Raw genomic sequence first — 18,984 nt, forward strand, 5'->3', positions numbered from 1 at the left:
GTGGAGCGGCGAGTGGCCCGAAGGCGCCAACGCAAATACCGAGAACCTTTGTAACGGAAACGCAGAGCAGTCATAGCCAATGGTGTTTTTGTTATACTTCGTCAAAGGTCTGGCTGGGGTTGCCTCTTGCGTAAATTTTACGACCAGTCATATAAAATGCCCGATGAGTGCAACAAGCTTACCGGTGGATATTTCGCACTTGCGGAGCGAAGCCCCGCGCGGGTAGTAGCTTCGCTGCCCACCCGCCCGCCTGGGCATTCTCACTCTCTCTTCCCTGTTTTTTATGGCCGCTGATTCCCCCGTATTGCCGCATTCGGAGCCGCTCACCGTGATGGGAGCCGGCCTGGTGGGCTCGTTGCTGTCGTTGTACTTGGCCCGCCGGGGCCATCCCGTGCAGGTGTTTGAGCGCCGGGCCGACCCTCGCCGGGCCGGCTTTCAGGAAGGACGCTCCATCAACCTAGCCCTTTCCGACCGCGGCTGGCGCGCGCTGGAAGGCGTGGGCGTGGCCGACGACATCCGGCAGGTGGGCATTCCGATGACCGGGCGCGTGATGCACGACGTGCAGGGCCACCTCACCCGACAGCCCTACGGCCAAGATGGCCAGGCCATCTATTCCGTCAACCGCGGCCACCTCAACCGCCGCCTGCTCGACCTGGCCGAGGCCCAGCCCGCCGTGCGCTTGCAATTTGGCCAGCAGTGCCTGGGCATCGACCTCAAAAAGCAGGAGCTGCACCTGCTCGACACGGCCACGCAGCAGGAGCACACCGAGAAGTACACCCGGCTTTTTGGCACCGACGGCGCGTTTTCGGCCGTGCGCGGGGCCCTGCAGAAAACCGACCGCTACGACTACTCGCAGGACTATCTGGAGTACGGCTACAAGGAGCTAACCATCGAAGCCGGCCCCGGTGGCACGTGGCAATTGGATAAAAACGCCCTGCACATCTGGCCGCGCGGGCAGTACCTCATGATTGCGCTGCCCAACCTCAACGGCTCGTTCAACGGCACGCTGTTTTTCCCTTACGAAGGGGCCGAAAGCTTTGCGGCGCTGCAAACCCCGGCCGACGTGACGGCCTTTTTCGGCCGCGTGTTCCCCGACGCCGTGCCCCTGATGCCGAACCTGACCGAGGAGTTTTTCACGCACCCCACGGGGTCGTTGGTCACCATCCGCTGCTTTCCGTGGAAGTACGACGACGACGTGCTGCTGCTCGGCGACGCCTCACACGCCATTGTGCCGTTTTATGGCCAGGGCATGAACGCCGGTTTCGAGGATTGCAGCGTGCTCAACGAGTTGCTCGACCAGCACGGCGATGCCGCCTGGCCCACCATTTTTGCCGAATTTCAGCAGCAGCGCAAGCCCAACACCGACGCCATGGCCGACCTGGCCGTGTACAACTTCGTGGAAATGCGCGACCGGGTGGCCGACCCGCGCTTTCTGCTGCAGAAGAAGATTGAGGCCAAAATCTCGGCCCAGTTCCCCGGCCGCTGGACGCCGCTCTACTCGCAGGTCACGTTTTCGCACACGCCCTACGCCGAGGCTTGGGCCGCCGGCCAGCGCCAGGACGCCATCATGGCCCGGCTGATGCCGCACATCCAGGCCGAAGCCGATTTTGACCGGCCCGAAGTGCAAGCGCTGGTGGCGCAGGAAATGGCCGCCCACTAGCCTGCGGCTACCGCCGGGCCAGTTCGGTGCCGTCGAGCGCCAGCGGGGTGCCGGCCAGTTGTTGGCACAGGGCCACGTAGGCCTGCAGCTGCTGGGCGTCGAGCAGGAGGCGCAGGGCCTGGTGGTACTCCTGCCGGGTCCGGGCCACGTCGTCGCAGGTGAGGGCCAGCAGCAGGGCCTCGCGCTGGGTTTGGGTGCACAGTGCCAAGGCGTGCCGCTGGGTAGGGCTCAGCGCCAGGGTGTCGGCCAGGAAAGCGGTGATGCGGCTGGTTTCGCGGGCTTGGGGCGCCAGGCCGGGCGCGGCGGTTTCGTTGCGGGCCTCGCATTGGGCCATGGTTAGCGGTTTGGGGCGCCGGGCGGCCTGGACAGTTAATGCACTTGCAATCAGCAACAAAGTCGGCAGCGCACGGTGGGTCAGTAGCATCATTCGGTAAAAAGGCAGCAGGAGCATGCTAACCAGCGGGCTCATTCTGTGTTATTTGCAGTCATCAAAGCTATGATTGGCCCTTTCGTGGCGTTTTAACCGATGGGCGACCGTCGGCTTTCCCTCTGCGAGTGGTTACTTTATATCGGCGAATGTCCATGCTTCGGACGCTTCGCTTTTGCCCGCTACCCTCTCCCTTTTCCCGCCTATGTTAACATGCGCCATCATCGATGACGACGAGATTAACCGTCTGACTCTGGAACACTACGTCGAGCTTACGCCCGACCTTAAGCTTGTCGCTTCACTCGCCGATGGCATTGCCGGGCTCACGTTTTTCCGCGAAGGCGGCAAGGTCGATGTGCTCTTTCTCGACATCGAGATGCCCCACCTCAGCGGCCTCGAGCTGCTGCGGGTGCTCACCGACCCGCCCGAAGTCATCATCACCACGGCCCGTCAGGACTTCGCCGTCGATGCCTTCGAACTGCGCGTGACCGACTACCTGGTGAAGCCCTTTGAGTTTGCCCGCTTCACGCAGGCCGTGCAGCGGGTGCAGGCCCGGCGCAGCGGCCCGGCGGCCCCCGCCGCCGCGCCCGAGGCCCCTTCCAACACCGACCTGTTTGTGAAGGTGAACAGCCGCATGGTGCGCATCAACTTCGACGAGGTGCTGTACGTGGAGGCGCTGTCGGACTACGTCAACATCGTGACGGCCAAGCACAAGTACATTGTGTACACCACGCTTAAGGCCTTAGAAACGCGGCTTAGCTCCTTCCCCAATTTCATTCGGGTGCACCGGAGCTATTTGCTGAACACGCAGCAGATTGAGTCCATCGAAGACAACACGGCCAACCTGCGCGGCGGCCACTTCGTGCCCATCGGCAAGTCGTACCAGGAAGCCTTTTACAAGGGCCTGCAGCGCATTTAGGCATCCGCTTCGTCTTCGGCGCGGGGCACTTGCTGGTACGCGGGCAGTGCGTAGAACGGCCGCAGCAGCCGCACCACGTCGAGGGCGTCGGCCAGGGCCTCGTGGGCCACTTCCCGGTCGGGGAAGCGGGCGCGGGCTTTGCAGATGCTCATGCTGGGCAGGCGGCTGTCTTTGTGCCAGTTGAGGTAAAACACGGCAGGGTCGAGCATGGCGGGGTCGGCACGCACGAGCTGGCCGTAGCCGGGCAGCATCTTGAGAAAGCCCAGGTCGAACACGCCGATGTTTTTGCCGGCCATGGTCACCGTGACGCAGCGGTGGGCATCGGGCCGAAAGCCGTGGGCCAGCAAAAACTCGCGCAGCTGGGGCAGCAGTTCGTCGGGCTGGCAAAGCTCGGGGTTGGGCTCCTTGCGGGCCAGCTCCTGCAGCAGGCGGGCGTTGAGGGCGAGGGCGCCGGCGGTGCCCACGTATTCGGGGTGGCGCACCACCCGCCGAAACGCGGGCAGCTCGGCCAGGGGCAGCGGCCGGCGGCTGTCTTCGATGACGGCGGCCAGCTCCAGCACCTGGTGGCGCTGGGGGTTGGAACCGGAAGTTTCGAGGTCGAGGGAAACGTAGCGCATGAACGGTGTGTACGGGCCGGCGGCCTGCGCGGCGAGGGCCGTTTCCGTTGGCACCAACGCTTCGCTCGGAAGTCGCTTTTTTAGCATCTGCCCGTTACTTTGGGCATCGCCCTTAGCATTATTATTTGTCTCCCTTATATGAAAAAAGCGTTTTATACATTTCTCTCTGCTTTTTGTCGCTGGTGTAAATTAGTTTATGAAATTAGTACGTTGCCCTCTTTATCTTGCTGAAGCAATGAGAGTTTTTAGTAGCGCGGTTGCGCTTTTGGCGTTGATTCGGCTGACGGCGGCCGGGCAGGCCCCCGTTGATGCGACTGTGAACCAGTCGGTGGCGACGGTGCAGCGTCAATACGCGGTATCCTTTGTGGGGCACCCTGAACTCTTCAGTGGTTCCGAATACGTAGATTATGCCAAGCGGTACTACGAAAGCATCAGGCATCAGTTTTTCCTTACGCCCGAGGCCAAGCCCGGCGGGGTGCAATACAACGGGCAATATTTTGCCAATCAACAGCTGACTTACGACGTGGTGCTCGACCAAGTAGTGCTACGTCTGCCCGCCAGCCCGCTGCAACTGCGCCTGCTGAACGAAAAAGTTGAACATTTCACCATCGGCGGCCACTACTTTGTGCGCTACGTGGCCGACAGCGTAAAGGGTGAGAACATTCGGACTGGTTACTACGAGGTGCTGAACGAGGGCCGCACGCAACTGCTGGCTCGCCGGGCCAAGCGCAAACAGGAGAACATTGCCCAACGGCAAATTACCGTAAAGTTTTTACCAGCCGAACGACTATTCCTTAAAAAGGGTGGCGTTTTCTTTCTTGTGAAGAGCAAGCGCGCGGCGCTCAAGGTGCTAGCCGACAAAAACAAGGAAGTGCAGCAATACCTTCGGGACCAGAAGTTGGGGTTCAAAAGAGCCCAGTTCGAAACCTCGCTGCGGCGGCTGACCGACTACTACAAGGGCCTGCCGCAATAGCAATGCTTTTCCTCCTTTCGGCTTGCCATTCCTTTCCTCTATGAAGCCTTTCTTCACGGCGCTTTTTGTAACGGTTCTTAACCTACTACTGGGGATTTCAGGCTATGCGCAGCAGCCCAAAAAAACCGTTACCGGCGATCTTGCGCATGTGCCCTTTGAGGAATTCGCACGCCAGTTGGAAGCGCAAAGTAGTTAACGGCTTTACTTCGACCCGAAGGCCGTGGACAGTCTGCTTGTAACGCTGCGGGTGCGCGAGCAATCGACCCGGGCCGTGCTCCAACAGGCCTTGCAAAACACTTCCTTTCACTTTGTGGTCGACGACGAAAACCGGGTTTTCGTGTCGTCGGGACCGGTTATTAACCCGGGGTTGGCGCCTGACTTTTACGCGCCCAAAGCGGCCAGCAGCACGGTAGTACAGGCGGACGAAACGAACACCGAGCCGGCGGCCCGCTCGCGCTACGTGAGCGCTTCCGAATACAAAGTATACGTCATTGGAGCGGCGGGCGCCGCCATGGGGCGGGCCACGCTAGCTGGCCACATCCGGGCGCAAAAAACCGGCGAGCCCGTGATTGGGGCATCCATTTATTCCGAATCGCCGAACGTGGGAGCCAGCACCGACCAGTTCGGCTCGTTTTCGCTCACGCTACCGCCTGGCCGCTACAACCTTAACATTCGGGGCGTGGGCATTAAAAACACGAAGCGTCAGGTGGTGCTGCGCGGCGACGGCAAGCTGGAAGTGGAAGTGGAGGAAGACATCGTGACGTTGAAAGAAGTCGTGATTGAAGCCGAACAAGACAAGAACGTGTCGGGCATGCAAATGGGTCTCGAAAAGCTCGACATCAAGACCATGCGCCAAGTGCCCACCGCGTTTGGCGAGACCGACATTCTGCGTGTGGTGATGACGCTGCCCGGCGTGAAAACCGTGGGCGAAGGCAGCACCGGCCTGAACGTGCGCGGCGGCGCCACGGACCAAAACCTGATTCTGTTCAATGACGCCACCATCTATAACCCCTCGCACCTGTTCGGATTTTTTTCCGCCTTCAACCCCGACATTTTGCAGGGTGTGGAGCTGTACAAAAGCACTATCCCGGCCAAGTACGGCGGACGCCTGTCGTCGGTGCTTGACATTTCGACCCGCGAAGGCAACAAGAAAAAGTTTTCGGGTTCGGGCGGCATCGGGACCCTCACCAGCCGCATCACGCTGGAAGGGCCCTTTGTGAAAGACAAAAGCTCGTTTGTGGTGAGCGGGCGCGCCAGCTATTCCGACTGGCTGTTGCAAACGCTGTCGGACCGGAATTTTGCGCAGAGCGCGGCGGCCTTTCATGACATCACCGGGCACGTGAGCCATGAATTTAACGAGAAAAGTTCCTTATATGTGACGGGGTATTACAGTTCCGACCGGTTCCGGCTGGCCAGCGACACGGCATATCACTACTCCAACCGAACAGCCACGGTGAAGTGGCGGCACAACTTTACCAACCAGCTCTACGGCGTGCTCACGGGCACCTATAGCCACTACGACTACGACGTGCGCAGCACCAAAAACAGCGTGTCGGCGTCGGAGTTGAAGTATGCCATTAACCAGACCGGCCTGCGGGCCGATTTCAGCTACTACCCCAACGCGCGCCACACCGTGGACTTTGGCAGCAGCTCGCTGCTGTACAACATTCAACCTGGTAGCTTCCTGCCATTGGGCGAGGCGTCGGTAGTACGGCCCAACGTACTGGACCCGGAGCGGGCCTTGGAAAGCGCTTTGTACGTGTCGGACCGGTTCGACATTAGCTCGCGTTTTTCCGTGTCGGCCGGGCTACGTTATTCGTTCTTTCAGGCGCTGGGTCCGCGCGAGGTGTACCGCTACGTGCCCGGCGAGCCCCGCGCTGAAGCCACTATCACCGACACGGTGCGCTACGGCGCCAACAAGGTACTGGCCACCTACCACGGGCCCGAATACCGCCTATTGGCGCGCTACTCGCTCAATGAGAAGTCAAGCGTGAAAGCCAGCTACACCCGCACGCGCCAATACATTCACCAGCTCACCAACACGGCGTCGGTGTCACCGACAGACGTTTGGAAGTTGAGCGACGCCACCCTGCGCCCCCAAGTGGGCGACCAGTACTCGGTGGGCTACTACCGCAACTTCAAATCGAACACCATCGAGGCATCGGTGGAAACATACTACCGCTCCCTGCGGGACTTTGTGGACTACAAGAGCGGTGCCACGCTGGTGCTCAATCACCACATCGAAACCGACGTCATCAACGCCGAGGGCAAGGCTTACGGCGTGGAAGTTTTCGTGAAGAAGCTCACCGGCAAGCTCAACGGTTGGGTGAGTTACACCTATTCCCGCTCGCTGGTGCAGGTAAATGCTGCCACCACGGCCGAGATGATAAACGGCGGCCGTTACTACCCCAGCAACTTCGATAAGCCCCACGACGTGACCCTGGTAGGCAACTACCGCTTCAGCCGGCGATTCAGCACTTCGCTCAACTTCAACTACAGTACGGGCCGGCCCATCACGCTGCCGCTTTCAAAGTACTACCTCGGCAACTCACTCCATGTGTTTTACTCCGACCGCAACGCCTACCGCGTGCCCGATTACTTCCGCATCGACCTGGTCGTCAACATCGAAGGCAACCACAAAGTGAAGAAGCTGGCGCACAGCTCCTGGACGGTGGGCGTGTACAACCTCACAGGCCGCCGCAACCCGTATTCGGTCTATTTCAAGTCGGTGGGCGGCCAAACCAAGGGCTACCAGCTCTCCATTTTTGGCCAGCCCATTCCGACGATAACCTACAATTTCAAATTCTAAATGAGTGCCTTTCCGCCCGCCGGGCTTTGCTCTGGGCCCTTACGGCGCTGCTCACCGGCTGCACCGACCCGTTCACACCCGACGTTATCTCGTCGCCGGAGTCGCTGCTGGTGGTGGATGGTTTTATCTATCAATAGTCAAGGCGTGACCACCATCCGGCTGTCGCGAACCTACGCCATCGCGGCCAAAACCGACCCGCCCGCCGAAACGCAGGCCACGGTGTACATCGAAGACGACCGGGGCGCCCGTTTTGTGCTAAGCGAAAGCACGGGGAAGGGCGTCTATATCTCTGACAACCTGAACCTAAGTGTGACCCGGAAATTTCGGCTGCACCTCAATACCCGGTCGGGAAAAGAGTACGTTTCCGACTACTCTCTGATAAAAATCACGCCGGCCATCGACGCCGTAAATTGGCGCGTTGAGAACTCGTTTCTCAATCTTTACGTCGATACCCACGACGCCACCGGCAATACCCTTTACTATCGCTGGGAAACCGACGAAGCCTGGGAAATTTATCCTCCATACAACCCCGGAATTGAATACGCCAACAATGGTGTTCAGCCCATTGTGGTGCGCTACCCGCGCATTTGTTGGGGCAACCAGCACTCCAACGCAGTGCAGATAGCCAAAACCACCGGCCTGACGCAGGACGTGGTGGCCGACTACCGCCTGCGCCAGCACCCGGCCGGCTCCGAACGATTTTTCAGCCGCTACAGCATGCTGGTGCAGCAACACGCCCTCTCCAAAGTCGAGTACGACTACTGGGAGCTACTGCGCAAAAACACCGAGAGCATCGGCAGCCTGTTCGACCCGCAGCCCAGCCAGGTGACGGGCAACGTGCACTGCCTGAGCGACCCCGAGGAAATGGTGTTGGGATTTATCGGGGCCCATTCAATATCCGAAATACGCATTTTCATCACCCGCGCCGAGCTGCCCGCCGCAGTGCGCGTACTCAACGGCTACGAAGCTTGTGTGCCGCCCGACACCATGTTCATCAGTGGCCCGCGGGCGCCACGGGGCAATGCTGCTGTGCTGCTGAAAGATGCCTTCGCTACCCAGCAGCAGCTGCCCATTGGGCCCGTGTACGATGCCAATGGGGGCGGCCTGGTGGGGTACACGGTCAAATCGCGCGACTGCGTCGACTGCCGCACGCGGGGCTCAGCTACCAAGCCTTAATTCTCAGCAGCGAATTTCATGCGTAGCACAAATCCGGTGGCTTCTTCCTTTCCCATAGGCTTTGGCAGCTTGTTAAGCCTGACCATAGCCCTGGCCAGCCCCGTAGCAGCCCAAGTCCCCGCCGATACCCTGAGCCCGGCCGGCAGGCTGACGCGTTACGAGCAGCGCACACCGCACGAGAAGCTCTTTCTGCACCTCGACCGACCTGTGTATTTAAGCGGTGAAACCTTGTGGTTTAAGGTGTACGCCGTGGACGGTACTTACACCCGGCCCCTCACGCTGAGCAGCGTGGCCTATGTGGAAATACTTGATGCCCAAAATCAGCCGGTGCTGCAAGGCAAAGTGGCGTTACGGCACGCCACGGGGCAGGGCTCGTTTGTGCTGCCGGCTGCGCTGGGAGCCGGCACCTACACGGTGCGGGCTTACACCAGCTGGATGAAGAATTTTGGCCCGGAGTCTTTCTTTCACAGCACTATCGCGGTGATAAATCCTGCGGTGGCTTCCGGCGCGCACCCTGCGGACTCGGCATCTTTTGGGGCGCAGTTTTTCCCCGAGGGCGGCAACCTTGTGAACGGACTGGCTAGCAAAGTCGCCGTGAAAGTCACGGATACGTCCGGCCGCGGCACCGCGGCCAGGGGCCAGGTGTTCAGCGCCCGGGGGGCGGTGGTGGCCACGTTTCAAACCGCACGGCTGGGCATGGGCACCTTCTCGTTTACCCCCGAGGCTGGGCAAGGCCCATACTCGGCGGTGGTCACGTTAGGCCAAGGTCAGCGCATCAGCCGTAAGCTGTCGGCTGCGTTTGCCCAAGGCTACGTGTTGCGCTTAGAAGACAGCACCCCCGGCCGACTAACCGTGACCGTAGCGGCCACCACCAGTCAGCCGGAAATGGTGTTTCTGCTGGGCCATTCGCGCCAAAAGGTGGCGGTGGCCATTCCAGCCCAGCTCATCAACGGCCGGGCTACGTTTGTGGTCAACAAATCACATCTTCTGGAAGGTGTTTCGCACCTTACCCTGTTCAACGCGGCACAGCAGCCCGTGTGCGAGCGACTTTACTTCCAGCAGCCCGCGCACGCCCTTGGCCTGACCGTGCGGCCCGATAAAACCGAGTACGTCACCCGCGACAAAGTGAGCCTGCAACTAGCCGCGGCCGACCAGAATGGGCCCGTGCCCGCCAATCTCTCGCTGGCCGTGTACCGACTTGATTCACTGACCTCGACCCAAGCCACTTCCATCGACCGCTACCTCTGGCTCACAGCCGACCTGCAAGGCGCGGTGGAAAACCCTGACTATTATTTCACGGCCACGGGCCCGGAAGCTGCCGCCACCGCAGACAACCTGATGCTGACGCAGGGCTGGAGCCGCTTCCGCTGGGAAGACGTACTGGCCCCTGCTCCTAAGCCATGGGTGGGAGTTTATGCCCGAACCCAACGGCTTGGTGGTGCGAGCGCAACTGTGGTAGGCCGGCACCTGCAAGCCGCGCGTGGGCACGCTCACCTATCTATCATCTCTATCATCACCGGACCGCATTACGCGGCTGAGCACGGCCATAAGCGACGCCAACGGCCAAGTCAAATTTGAGGCGAAGCACCTCACCGGGCCGCACGAGCTCATCCTGCAAACAGATGTGACGCAGGACACGACCTGCCAACTCACGGTGCTTGACCCGTTTGCGGGACGCTACATCAAAGCATCTTCGGCTTCGGTTGGCCTGAACACCCGGTTTCAGCGAGATTACGAGAAGCGCTATTTGCAGGCCCAGGTTCAGCATGCGTTTTCGGACAAATTCCACAGCCGCTACGCTCCGGAGCACGTGGACAGCCTATCGTTTTTTGGCCAACCCAATGAGACGTACTACCTCGACAAATACACTCGTTTCAAGGTGATGGAGGAAGTGCTGCGCGAATACGTGCCGGGCGTGGTGGTGCGCATCCGCAAAGACGGCTTCCACCTGCTGGTGACCGACCGGGCCAACAAGGTGCTGTTGGAAAAGAACCCCATGGTGCTGCTCGACGGCGTGCCGGTGTTCGACATGAACAAAGTCATGGCCATCAACCCGCTCAAGGTGCAGAAGCTGGAGGTGATTGACAGCCGCTACCTGCACGGCGCGGCCATCTACAACGGCTTGATGAGCCTGACCACCTACAAAGGCGACCTGGAAGGATACCAGCCCGACGCCCGCGCTCTGGTGCAGCAGTACGAGGGCGTGCAGCGCCAGCGCGAGTTCTACGCCCCGCGCTACGAAACCGCGGCCGAGAAAGCCAGCCGCCTGCCCGACCTGCGCAACCTCCTCTACTGGAACCCCAACCTCGCCCTGACCGGGGCCGGGGCCCAGACCGTGGAGTTCTACACCGGCGACCAAACCGGGCGCTACCTCGTGGTACTACAGGGCCTGAGCAGCAGCGGCCGCGCGGGCACCACCACCGCCGTGCTGGAAGTGAAGCCGGCGCTGTAGGCGGGCCCCCGGCTCGGCGCAACAGCCCCACAAGCAAAAGCCCTGGCTTGGCAGCCAGGGCTTTTGCTTGCCCGAGAGCGGGTCTTCTCATACCGAACCGGCCTTAGTGCTGTATCTGCACCTGCTGGCGGGCCGGCGCCCCGCCGGCCGAAGGCACTTCCAGGTAGTAGAGGCCGTTGGGCAGGGCGCGCACGTCGAGCACCACGCGGCCGCCGCGGGCGGGCGCCTGGCGCACGGCCCGGCCCTGGGCGTTGAGCAGGCGCACCGCGCCGTGGGCGCCGGCGGGCACCGGCACGGTCAGGTCCGTATCGGCCGGGTTGGGGTAGGCGGCGGTGGGCGCCTGGCGGCCGCACTCCACGCAGGGTTCGGGGTCGATGGGGCCGCCCCCGCCGCTGCAGTCGCCGTAGATGGGAATCTGCCAGCAGTAGTACTCGTCGGCGCCGCAGCGGTTCGTGATAATCAGGCACACTTGGCTGCCTTGGCTGGTGCCGATGGGCGTGAGCACCGTGAACTGATTGGCCGAGTTGGCGGGCTCGCGGCCGTCCACGTTCCAGCGGAAGTTGCTGATGGGAAAGCCATAGTAATCCAGCAGCTGGCCGTAGAGGCGCAGGTAGGTGGGCGTGTTGCACTGCACCGGCAGGTAGGAGGGCGGCCCGGGGTAGTCGGAGGGCGGGGCGCCGTTGTTGTAGCCGGTGTCGGAGCCCACTTGCAGCCGCACGGGGTTGGTGGCGTAATCGAGCACGGCCCGGTGCAGCACGATTTTCTGGCTGGCGGGCACGCTGGCCTGGCAGTTGAAGGTGGCGTTGCCGGCCGTCACGCTCACGGTGATGTCGCCGTAGCCGTAATTGCTGCCGGGCAGCTGCACCGTCACGGGCTGGCCGGGCCCGCTCACCTGCGGCGTGAAGCTCACGCCCGCCGGGCCACTCCAGGTGAACTGCGCGCCGCCCGGCCCATCGGCCGAGGCCGTGAACGAGTCGCCGTAGCAGAACAGCGGCGGGTTGCCGGTGGCCGTGGGCACGGTGAGGGCGGGCTGAGCCACCTGGTTGCTGTAACTGACGGAATAAGTGTACGGCTGCGTCGTTAAGGAAGCGCAGGTGTATCGCGCCGTAACTGAGCCGGAGAAATTAGAGCCTCCCCCAATCGGGCCCGTGCCCGTGGGCACCACGGTTATCGTGGCCGTATTGGTGGCAGCGCCGGGTGCAAAAGCCCAGCCTTGGGGCAGCGTCCAAGTGAAAAAGTCGACTCCTGGCTGATTGACTGCTGCGGTTAGCGTGAACGGGCGCTGGTCGCCGCAGGTGAGTGGGTTTCGCGAAGGCGTGACGCCAGTAACGGCGGGCTGGGGCCGGAAGATGACCAATTGGCGCGGAAAACTCACGAGCGTGCCCGGCGCGTTATTGAAAAAGCTGTTTTCGTTGCAGGCTTTGCTGTATTGGTAGGCCTGCACGAGGCCACCGGCCGTGCCCGCTGGGGGAATTGCGCTAATGCTGCGCCCGCTGAGGTAGGCTCCCGGAAAGGCGGCGCTGGTTTGCGGGTTGACCACTTGCCAGCCGGCAGGCACCTGCCACACGTAATCGGTGATGGCCAAGGAGGGCACTGCTTTGAAGTACTCTTGGGCGATGGTGAAGGTGATAGGCTGGCCACCGGGGCACAGGGGCACGTTCAAACTTGACACCCCGTTTATCAGCCCCGGCGTCTGGTCCCGCACTGACTTGATGTTCACGGTGGCGGGCGGGGAATCCGGATAAGTGAAAGTATTGCTGCTAACTTCTTTTTTAAGTTTAAAAACGAGCGTTCCTTGTTCAGCTTTATCCTGCCACGTCACGTCACAACTGATAACGCTCCCACTTTCTACCGGAAAGGTGGCGGACCCGTTGGTGACAGCAACGGCCCCGGCGACGGTAACGTTGCTGTTAACCGATACGGAGATGGTGGTGCGCTCCCCAGGGCACACAATGGTTTGGTAAGCGGCTAGGGTGCCCTCAGTCTGGGCGTGAGCCAGCTTGGACGCCAGCAGCAAGAGTAAGCCTAAAGCTAGGCGCAAGCGGTAGAACTGTTTCTTGAGGATTAGGAAAAGTGAAAAAGAATCAAAAAAGCAATACTAAGTGCACCGTGCTGATTGGACGAAAAGTGGCAGTGAAACGGTAATAAGTGTCTTCACCCATATCGGAGCCAAACGGCAACGTTCCCGTATCAAAATCCGACACACGGGATTGCAATTGGAATTGAGTCCGAGTCCAGCGGATAGGTAAGGTTGCTTCCGCTTCGGCGTACAGGCGACGGAGAAATTGGTAGCGAACCCCGGCCAGTGGCTGCACAAAAAGGCCTATATCGTTGAACGAAGAATTTCCTCGGTTTACTGCAATGGTAAAATAGGGCTGGCCATTCCTGTCAATGGCCTGATAGCCTTGAGTGTATTGCTCAAAATCCCGCTTGCTAGTACCATAGAATCCGCCTGCTTCTAACCCTACATACCCTGCAAACCGTTTGTTAGAGATTACGGCGTATTCTTTGCCTAAAGCGGCCTCCATACGGTACATTGTTTGTCGGTATGCGTCTCCGCTGCCTTGTCCCTTGACGGCAAGAGGTTTCACCTGTTCGAAAAAATCATATATAAACTCCGCCCTGGCACGCAGGGCTTGCGCGGGCTTTACCTGGCGCTTGTAGAGCAGGCCCAGGGGCAGGCTGCGGTTGTTGCGAAAAAAGCCGTCGAGCACGGGGCTGGCCGTCAGGCCCAGGTGGTGGCGGTAGTAGCGGGCCGTGTCGGCCGGCGCCGGCGCCGGGGCGGTTTGGGCCAGGGAAGCGAAAGGCAGGGCCAGGCCCAGCAGGGCCGCGTAGCGGCAGGGGAAAGAACGCATAAACATGGAAAAGGAATGGTGCAGGCGGCAAGGTAGAGCCCGGCAGGGTTGCGGAAGGCGGTAGTGGCAACGCCACAAAGCTGGGCGCCCGGCCGGGCATCCGCAAGGACGTAACACCTGTTTTTTAGACTATAAACAAATCGCGTTATTATTGACTTATTATGGACTTTTTTTTTTTAACAACTGTGTTTTTAGCCTTTTTAACGCCGGTGCATGGCCCGGTGTGCGCCCAACTAATGACCCGAATGTGACAGGCGTAGCTCCCTAACGGGCTGCCTACCGCCCGGCCGCCCGTGCCCACCCTGGCCCACGCCGCGAACGACGGGCCAAACCGCCCCGCCCGGCACCCTTCTTTGTGCGCTGCCCGTACCTTCGTCCTATGCCAGACCAACCCGCCGCTCCCGCCAAAAAGCTTTTCCTGCTCGACGCCTTTGCCCTGATTTACCGCTCGCACTTCGCGTTCAGCAAAAACCCGCGCATCAACTCCAAAGGCATGAACACCGGCGCCGTGCTCGGCTTCACCAACACGCTGGTGGAGGTGCTGCAAAAGGAAAAGCCCACGCACATCGGCGTGTGCTTTGATGCGGCCAAGAAGACGTTTCGCCACGACCAGTTTGCCGAGTACAAGGCCCAGCGCCAGGCCATGCCGGAGGACATCGGCATTGCCATTCCGTACATCAAGAAAATCATTCAGGGCTTCCACATCCCCATTCTGCAAATGGATGGCTTTGAGGCCGATGACGTGATTGGCACGCTGGCCCAGAAGGCCGAAAAGGAAGGCTTTGAGGTGTTTATGATGACGCCCGACAAGGACTACTGCCAGCTGGTAACGGACCACATCAAAATCTACCGCCCCGCCTTCATGGGCAACGCGGCCGAAATCCTGGACGTGCCGCACGTGCTGGCCCGCTTCGAGATTGAGCGCGTGGAGCAGGTGATTGACATTCTGGGCCTGCAGGGCGACGCCTCCGACAACATTCCCGGCATTCCGGGCATCGGCGAGAAAACGGCCAAGGCGTTGATTAAGCAGTTTGGCTCGGTGGAGAACCTGATTGCCAACTCCGACCAGCTCAAGGGCAAGCAGCAGGAAAACGTGCGCAACTTCGCCGAGCAGGGCCTGATGAGCAAGGAGCTGGCCACCATCCACGTCAACGTGCCGCTCGACTTCGAGCCCGAGAAGCTGGTGCTGGATGCGCCCGACGAAGCCACCCTGCGCGAGCTGTTTGATGAGTTGGAATTCCGCCAGTTGGCGGCCCGCATCCTGGGCGGCGGCCCCGAGCGCACGCCGGCCCGCGTGGCCGCGCCCGGCTCCAAGCCCGTGCGCCAGCCGCGCGTGGCCGCCGGCCAGGCTTCCCTCTTCGGCAACCCCGGCGACGAAGCCGTGGCCATTGGCGCCGAGGAGGGCGAAACCGGCGGCTACGGTGCCCCCAGCGGCCCCCGCAAGCGCCTGGAAGACGTGCCCTACCAGTACCACCTGATTGACACGCCCGAACTGCGTAAGTCGCTGCTGGGCTTCCTGTTGCAGCAAAGCGAAGTAAGCTTCGACACCGAAACCACCGGGCTGGATATCATGACGGCGCGGCTGGTGGGCCTGAGTTTCTGCTGGCTGCCGGGCGAGGCCTACTACGTGCCCGTGCCCACCGAGGACCAGGCGGCGGTGCAGGCCATTGTGGAAGAATTCTGCCCGTTTTTTGAGGCCGAGCACATCCTGAAAATCGGTCAGAACATCAAGTACGACCTCACCATTCTGCGGCACTACGGCGTGGAAGTGAGCGGGCCGCTGTTCGACACCATGCTGGCCCACTACCTCATCGAGCCCGACATGCGCCACAACATGGACGTGCTGGCCGAAACCTACCTGCACTACACGCCGGTGAGCATCATCGAGCTCATCGGCCCCAAGGGCAAGAAGCAGATTACCATGGCCGACGTGCCGCCCGCCCAGGTGAAGGACTACGCCTGCGAAGACGCCGACGTGACCCTGCAGCTCAAGCACGTGTTCGAGCCCATGCTCAAGGACCTGGGGCTGCTGGGCTTGCTCAACGACGTGGAAAACCCGCTGGTGCCGGTGCTCAGCAGCATCGAGTACGAGGGCGTGCGCATCGACTCGAACGCCATGAACGAGTACTCGGCCGAGCTGCAAGGGTACATCACGGAGTTGGAAGGGCAGATTTTTGCCGAGGCCGGCGGGCCGTTCAACATCGGCTCGCCCAAGCAGCTGGGCGAGGTGCTGTTTGACAAAATGGGCCTGGGCGGCGGCAAAATCAAGAAAACCAAAACCGGCCAGTACGCCACCGGCGAGGAAATCCTGAGCCAGATGGCGGCCGAAAACCCCATTGCCGCCCTCATTTTGGAGCACCGCCAGCTCACCAAGCTGCGCAGCACCTACGTGGAGGCCCTGCCCCAGCTGGTGAACAAGGACGACGGCCGCGTGCACACCAACTTCAACCAGGCCGTAACGGCCACCGGCCGCCTTAGCAGCACCAACCCCAACCTGCAGAACATCCCCATCCGCACGGAAAAGGGCCGCGAAATCCGCAAAGCCTTCGTGCCGCGCGACGACAACCACGTGCTGCTCGCGGCCGACTATTCGCAGGTGGAGCTGCGCATCATGGCCGACTTCTCGGGCGACAAAACCATGATTGAAGCCTTCCGCCTGGGCCAGGACGTGCACACCAGCACGGCCAGCAAGGTGTTTAAAGTGCCGCTCGACCAAGTGGACGGCGAAATGCGCCGCAAGGCCAAAACCGTCAATTTTGGCATCATCTACGGCATCTCGGCCTTCGGGCTGGCCCAGCGCATCGGCATCAGCCGCAAGGAAGCCACCGACATCATCGAGACCTACTTCCAAGAGTTTCCGTCGGTAAAGCAGTTCATGGACGAGAGCATCAACCGCGCCCGCGAGCTGGAATACGCCGAAACGCTGCTCAAGCGCCGCCGCTACCTGCGCGACATCAACTCGCGCAACGCCACGCTGCGCGGCTACACCGAGCGCAACGCCATCAACGCCCCCATCCAGGGCACGGCCGCCGACATCATCAAGATGGCCATGATTAACATTTACCACTGGCTGCGCGAGGAGAAGCTCCAAACGCGCATGATTCTGCAGGTGCACGACGAATTGGTGTTCGACGCCGTAAAATCGGAAGTAGAATACATCACGCCCAAAATCAAGGAGCTGATGACCACGGCCCTGCTCCTGCCCCACGGCGTGCCGCTGGAAGTGGAAGTGGGCACCGGAAGCAACTGGCTGCAGGCGCACTAACCAGATAGCCTTCGCCCCAGAAAAAGGCCCTGCACAATGCCCATAAGCATTGCGCAGGGCCTTCCCTTTTTAGAGCAACACGAACTATTGCCGGGTGAAGACGGCCTTGTCGACTCTCAGGGAATCCTGATTTCGCCCGTAGATGTACCTGGCCTTGAGAGTAAGGGTAGTGTTGGTAAGCAGGCATTCGTAAGCCCCTGGCACGGCTTCCATCACAGGCATCACGCTTCGGCCGGCTCCTCCCCAAGGGCTGTTGACGGTGAGCTCGGTTTGTGCGCCGTTTATGCTCCACGTGCCCCAGTCGGAATTCACAAAGTTGCTTCTGACCGAACAGGCGCGGGGTTCCTGCTGCCACACAACTTTGCCCGCCGAGGTGAAAGTGAAGGTATTGAGCCCCAGGCAGGGCGTGGTGGGGCTGTTGGAAAACGTCCTGAAAAAATTATTCGTCCCGGTGACGGTTCCGTTCAGCGGACCAAAATCGATGGTGTAGTCCGTCATGCGCCAAGTGGTGTCGTCTAATGACGCTGTTTTTAAAGCCGGTGCAGGTTCTTTTTTTGAACAGGCGGCTAGCACAGCCCCAAGGAGAGCCATGCCAATAATGAATGTTCGTTTCATAAGATTCTGAAAGTAGAATGTTGGCAAAACGGTGACAGAACCAGTTGCCATAAGGTTGCTCTACGGCCCAGCTGCCCAAGCTTGCTTTTGGTGCCAATGGCACCCAGAATGTAGCAGAATGCTGTTCTTCTTTGAATGCGGCGATGAAATGGTCCTTCGCCTCCTCCTTTTGCAGGCATGCCGCCGTATAGGCAGCATTCACCTACGCCTCTACTTACCATGCCCCAGCAAGCTCACACCTCCACCCTGCAAAACGTGGCCCGCGGCCTGTTGGGCAGCTTTATGATTGTAGCCGGCACCGGCCACCTCACCTTTGCCCGGCGCGAGTTCCAGGCGCAGGTGCCCGACTTTGTGCCCGGCGACAAGGACACCACCGTGCTGGCCTCCGGTGTGGTGGAAATTGGGCTGGGGCTGGCGCTGCTGTTGCTGAAGGGCAACGACCGGCGGCGCATGGGCATTGGGCTGGCGGCCTTCTACGCGGCGGTTTTCCCCGGCAACGTGCACCAATACACCGAGCGCATTTCCGCCTTCGGGCTCGATACCGATGCCAAGCGGCTGGCCCGGCTGTTTTTTCAGCCCGTGCTGATGGGAGCGGCCTTGTACTCGACCGGCGCCCTAAATTCCCGACGGCTACAAAAGCCGGCCGTGCATCGTGCCCTGCCCCGCACGAACACTGCCTCTTGATTGGCACCGCCTTATGATTCCCAATAGCATCCCCCCGATGGACCGGCCCAACCAAAAGGGCCTCGTGGCCGAGCTGACCAGCCTGCTCACCAAGGGCAACGCCCACGCCACCTTCGAGGAAGCCTGCGCCGACCTGACGCCGAAAGTCTGGAATCAGCACGTGCCGGAGGTGCCCTACACCATCTGGCAGCTGGTCGAGCACGTGCGCATTGCGCAGTGGGACATTGTGGAGTTTTGCCTCGAACCCGAGCACAAGTCGCCCCAATGGCCCGAAGGCTACTGGCCCGCCCCCGATGCCACCGCCGACGAGGAGCAGTGGCAGGAAACCCTGGATGGCATTCGGCAGGACCGGCAGCGCTTTCTGCACCTGCTGCACGCGCCGGGCACCAACCTGCTGGCGCCCCTGCCCCACGGCACCGGCCAAACCATTCTGCGCGAGGCCATGCTCATTGCCGACCACAATGCCTACCACACCGGCGAAATCATTCTGGTGCGCCGCCTGCTGAAGGCGTGGAAATAGGACTAGGCCCTG

The 18,984-nt window shown here is 60.9% G+C and carries 16 protein-coding genes; 11 read left to right on the plus strand and 5 right to left on the minus strand.

The genetic code is table 11. The features are described from left to right. Window positions 1-283 precede the first annotated feature (283 nt). Window positions 284-1,660 (plus strand): FAD-dependent oxidoreductase, encoded by a 1,377-nt coding sequence (locus IC234_RS15115; RefSeq protein WP_190926170.1) that lies wholly within the window; start codon window positions 284-286, stop codon window positions 1,658-1,660. Window positions 1,661-1,667: 7 nt separating this feature from the next. On the opposite strand, the gene IC234_RS15120 is transcribed toward IC234_RS15115, so the two are convergent. Then, window positions 1,668-1,994, minus strand: a complete 327-nt coding sequence (locus IC234_RS15120; RefSeq protein WP_190926171.1) for a hypothetical protein — start codon at window positions 1,992-1,994, stop codon at window positions 1,668-1,670. Window positions 1,995-2,292: 298 nt separating this feature from the next. On the opposite strand from IC234_RS15120, the gene IC234_RS15125 reads away from it, so the two are divergent. After that, a complete protein-coding gene (locus IC234_RS15125; RefSeq protein WP_190926173.1) occupies window positions 2,293-3,006 on the plus strand; it encodes a LytR/AlgR family response regulator transcription factor in 714 nt (237 codons plus the stop codon). Here IC234_RS15125 and IC234_RS15130 read toward each other — a convergent pair. After that, window positions 3,003-3,623: a 3'-5' exonuclease family protein gene (locus tag IC234_RS15130; RefSeq protein WP_190926175.1), complete on the minus strand. Its 621-nt coding sequence runs from the start codon at window positions 3,621-3,623 to the stop codon at window positions 3,003-3,005. The genes IC234_RS15125 and IC234_RS15130 overlap by 4 nt on opposite strands. A gap of 196 nt (window positions 3,624-3,819) precedes the next feature. Between IC234_RS15130 and IC234_RS15135 the strand changes: the two genes are divergently transcribed. The 6 genes from IC234_RS15135 (at window position 3,820) to IC234_RS15155 (ending at window position 11,033) form a co-directional block, all read left to right on the plus strand. Continuing rightward, on the plus strand, window positions 3,820-4,596 hold the full coding sequence (locus tag IC234_RS15135) for a hypothetical protein (protein ID WP_190926177.1): 777 nt from the start codon (window positions 3,820-3,822) through the stop codon (window positions 4,594-4,596). A gap of 40 nt (window positions 4,597-4,636) precedes the next feature. Beyond that, entirely contained in the window at window positions 4,637-4,792 is a 156-nt protein-coding gene (locus IC234_RS22205) for a hypothetical protein (protein ID WP_317173384.1), read from the plus strand. A 24-nt stretch (window positions 4,793-4,816) separates the two neighbouring features. Next, window positions 4,817-7,405: a TonB-dependent receptor gene (locus tag IC234_RS15140; RefSeq protein ID WP_317173385.1), complete on the plus strand. Its 2,589-nt coding sequence runs from the start codon at window positions 4,817-4,819 to the stop codon at window positions 7,403-7,405. 117 nt (window positions 7,406-7,522) lie between these two features. Continuing rightward, window positions 7,523-8,581 (plus strand): DUF4249 domain-containing protein, encoded by a 1,059-nt coding sequence (locus tag IC234_RS15145; RefSeq protein WP_190926179.1) that lies wholly within the window; start codon window positions 7,523-7,525, stop codon window positions 8,579-8,581. A gap of 18 nt (window positions 8,582-8,599) precedes the next feature. Continuing rightward, window positions 8,600-10,159: an MG2 domain-containing protein gene (locus IC234_RS15150; RefSeq protein ID WP_190926181.1), complete on the plus strand. Its 1,560-nt coding sequence runs from the start codon at window positions 8,600-8,602 to the stop codon at window positions 10,157-10,159. 46 nt (window positions 10,160-10,205) lie between these two features. Continuing rightward, window positions 10,206-11,033, plus strand: a complete 828-nt coding sequence (locus IC234_RS15155) for a hypothetical protein (protein WP_190926183.1) — start codon at window positions 10,206-10,208, stop codon at window positions 11,031-11,033. 103 nt (window positions 11,034-11,136) lie between these two features. On the opposite strand, the gene IC234_RS15160 is transcribed toward IC234_RS15155, so the two are convergent. Next, window positions 11,137-12,753, minus strand: a complete 1,617-nt coding sequence (locus tag IC234_RS15160; RefSeq protein WP_190926186.1) for a T9SS type A sorting domain-containing protein — start codon at window positions 12,751-12,753, stop codon at window positions 11,137-11,139. Window positions 12,754-13,117: 364 nt separating this feature from the next. Next, window positions 13,118-13,888 (minus strand): hypothetical protein, encoded by a 771-nt coding sequence (locus IC234_RS15165; RefSeq protein ID WP_190926188.1) that lies wholly within the window; start codon window positions 13,886-13,888, stop codon window positions 13,118-13,120. A gap of 379 nt (window positions 13,889-14,267) precedes the next feature. On the opposite strand from IC234_RS15165, the gene polA reads away from it, so the two are divergent. Continuing rightward, the gene (gene polA / locus IC234_RS15170) at window positions 14,268-17,153 is read left to right on the plus strand and encodes a DNA polymerase I (protein ID WP_190926190.1); all 2,886 of its coding nucleotides are present in this window, start codon (window positions 14,268-14,270) and stop codon (window positions 17,151-17,153) included. Window positions 17,154-17,237: 84 nt separating this feature from the next. On the opposite strand, the gene IC234_RS15175 is transcribed toward polA, so the two are convergent. After that, on the minus strand, window positions 17,238-17,768 hold the full coding sequence (locus IC234_RS15175; RefSeq protein WP_190926192.1) for a hypothetical protein: 531 nt from the start codon (window positions 17,766-17,768) through the stop codon (window positions 17,238-17,240). Window positions 17,769-17,987: 219 nt separating this feature from the next. Between IC234_RS15175 and IC234_RS15180 the strand changes: the two genes are divergently transcribed. Next, window positions 17,988-18,452, plus strand: a complete 465-nt coding sequence (locus IC234_RS15180) for a DoxX family protein (RefSeq protein WP_190926194.1) — start codon at window positions 17,988-17,990, stop codon at window positions 18,450-18,452. 37 nt (window positions 18,453-18,489) lie between these two features. Further along, the gene (locus IC234_RS15185; RefSeq protein WP_190926196.1) at window positions 18,490-18,972 is read left to right on the plus strand and encodes a DinB family protein; all 483 of its coding nucleotides are present in this window, start codon (window positions 18,490-18,492) and stop codon (window positions 18,970-18,972) included. The last annotated feature ends 12 nt before the right edge of the window (window positions 18,973-18,984 follow it).

This window comes from Hymenobacter armeniacus, from assembly GCF_014699055.1.
GTDB classification, from domain to species: Bacteria; Bacteroidota; Bacteroidia; order Cytophagales; family Hymenobacteraceae; genus Hymenobacter; species Hymenobacter armeniacus.

What these genes read in the sequence shown, in the direction of transcription:
- IC234_RS15115 (WP_190926170.1), top strand. Translation starts at nt 284, where the DNA reads ATGGCCGCTGATTCCCCCGTATTGCCGCATTCGGAGCCGCTCACCGTG.
- IC234_RS15120 (WP_190926171.1), bottom strand. Translation starts at nt 1,994, where the DNA reads ATGGCCCAATGCGAGGCCCGCAACGAAACCGCCGCGCCCGGCCTGGCG.
- IC234_RS15125 (WP_190926173.1), top strand. Translation starts at nt 2,293, where the DNA reads ATGTTAACATGCGCCATCATCGATGACGACGAGATTAACCGTCTGACT.
- IC234_RS15130 (WP_190926175.1), bottom strand. Translation starts at nt 3,623, where the DNA reads ATGCGCTACGTTTCCCTCGACCTCGAAACTTCCGGTTCCAACCCCCAG.
- IC234_RS15135 (WP_190926177.1), top strand. Translation starts at nt 3,820, where the DNA reads ATGAAATTAGTACGTTGCCCTCTTTATCTTGCTGAAGCAATGAGAGTT.
- IC234_RS22205 (WP_317173384.1), top strand. Translation starts at nt 4,637, where the DNA reads ATGAAGCCTTTCTTCACGGCGCTTTTTGTAACGGTTCTTAACCTACTA.
- IC234_RS15145 (WP_190926179.1), top strand. Translation starts at nt 7,523, where the DNA reads ATGGTTTTATCTATCAATAGTCAAGGCGTGACCACCATCCGGCTGTCG.
- IC234_RS15150 (WP_190926181.1), top strand. Translation starts at nt 8,600, where the DNA reads ATGCGTAGCACAAATCCGGTGGCTTCTTCCTTTCCCATAGGCTTTGGC.
- IC234_RS15165 (WP_190926188.1), bottom strand. Translation starts at nt 13,888, where the DNA reads ATGCGTTCTTTCCCCTGCCGCTACGCGGCCCTGCTGGGCCTGGCCCTG.
- polA (WP_190926190.1), top strand. Translation starts at nt 14,268, where the DNA reads ATGCCAGACCAACCCGCCGCTCCCGCCAAAAAGCTTTTCCTGCTCGAC.
- IC234_RS15175 (WP_190926192.1), bottom strand. Translation starts at nt 17,768, where the DNA reads ATGAAACGAACATTCATTATTGGCATGGCTCTCCTTGGGGCTGTGCTA.
- IC234_RS15180 (WP_190926194.1), top strand. Translation starts at nt 17,988, where the DNA reads ATGCCCCAGCAAGCTCACACCTCCACCCTGCAAAACGTGGCCCGCGGC.
- IC234_RS15185 (WP_190926196.1), top strand. Translation starts at nt 18,490, where the DNA reads ATGGACCGGCCCAACCAAAAGGGCCTCGTGGCCGAGCTGACCAGCCTG.